Source organism: Pseudomonas rubra (assembly GCF_028656935.1).
In the GTDB taxonomy this organism is placed as follows: domain Bacteria; phylum Pseudomonadota; class Gammaproteobacteria; order Pseudomonadales; family Pseudomonadaceae; genus Aquipseudomonas; species Aquipseudomonas rubra.
On sequence record NZ_JAMDGZ010000064.1, the window covers coordinates 1 to 1,256 of the forward strand.

Annotated in this window: 2 protein-coding genes; both read right to left on the minus strand. The window is 55.6% G+C overall.

Annotated elements, in window-relative coordinates:
• Positions 1 to 37: 37 nt before the first annotated feature.
• The gene (locus M5G17_RS24400) at positions 38 to 901 is read right to left on the minus strand and encodes an IS3 family transposase (RefSeq protein ID WP_273895423.1); all 864 of its coding nucleotides are present in this window, start codon (positions 899 to 901) and stop codon (positions 38 to 40) included.
• A complete protein-coding gene (locus tag M5G17_RS24405) occupies positions 898 to 1,191 on the minus strand; it encodes a transposase (RefSeq protein ID WP_273895424.1) in 294 nt (97 codons plus the stop codon). Before M5G17_RS24405 ends, M5G17_RS24400 begins: the two co-directional genes overlap by 4 nt.
• Positions 1,192 to 1,256: the final 65 nt, after the last annotated feature.

Consider the following 1,256-nt stretch of genomic DNA (forward strand, 5'->3'; position numbering starts at 1 on the left):
TGGGCCTGTCCCGTGATAACGGACGCCAAGAAGCTGGCTATCCAGTCTGCTGCTTCAAGCGTTTGGCATATTCGTTCGGAGAACGGTAGCCAAGCGCTGAGTGCAGGCGACTGCTGTTGTAAAAACCATGCACGTAGCTGGCGATCGATTGCTGTGCCTGTTTTTTGGTGGGGTAGACGCCACAAGCCTCCTCTCTTTTCAGCGTAGCGAAAAAGCTCTCGGCCACCGCGTTGTCCCAACAATTTCCCTTTCGGCTCATGCTCTGTTTGAAGTCCTTCTTGGCCAACGTCAGACGGAACTTGCTGCTTGCGTACTGACGGCCCTGGTCGGAGTGAAATACTGCTCCGCTGGTACCAGAGCAGGCGCCCCAGGCATTCAGGAATGCGCTCTCGACCAGCTCGTCAGGCATTCGGTCCGACAAGCTATAGCCGAGTACCTGGCGGGTCTGGATGCTCAAAACTATGGCCAGATACAACCAACCTTCCTTGGTTGGGAGGTAGGTGATATCGCTGACCCAGGTAGGCGTGGGGTTATCGATGGAAAACTGACGAGCTAGCACATTGCTTGCAGCCGGTAACTGGTGGCGGCTGTCGGTGGTACAGGGCCTGAAACCGCTTTTGGACTTGCCCTGTATCCGCTCCTCCTGCATCAACCGCCTAACCCGTTTGTGGCCGACTGCGTGCGATTTCTGGCGCAAGGCTGCCACTAGCCTTGGCCGGCCATAGGTGTTTCGACTGGCCGCATAAGCGCTACGCAACGCAATGCGAATTTGAGCGTCAGGATCAGGGCGAGACTGACGGTGCGTGTAGTCGTAAAAACCTGAAACTGAGACTTCCACTACCCGACACAACACACGTACCGGGTATTGAGTCCGTTCAGTAGCGACGAAGGCGTATCTCACCTGGACTCTTTGGCAAAGAATACCGTCGCTTTTTTTAGGATTTCACGCTCCATTTTCAGCTCGGCAACCTCGGCCCGAAGGCGGGCAAGCTCACTGTCGTGTTTGGTGATGGGCTTGCGCTCGGGCGAGCTCAACGGATCGCCTCTGCGCGTGGCATCCATCCAGTTATCGAGCGTTTTGACGGACATCTCTAGCTGGCGGGCAGCTTCGGTTCTGCCAACACTTTCAGCTAGCGCAACCGCTTGGGTTTTGAACTCATCAGTGTACTTACGGCGAGTAGATGGATACATGGCAACCTCCAAGAGAGCAATTCAAGTATTGCTTCTTGGCGTCCGTTGTCACGGGACAGGCCCAT

Coding starts and splice junctions, on each gene's coding strand:
- M5G17_RS24405 (WP_273895424.1), bottom strand. CDS start 1,191: ATGTATCCATCTACTCGCCGTAAGTACACTGATGAGTTCAAAACCCAA.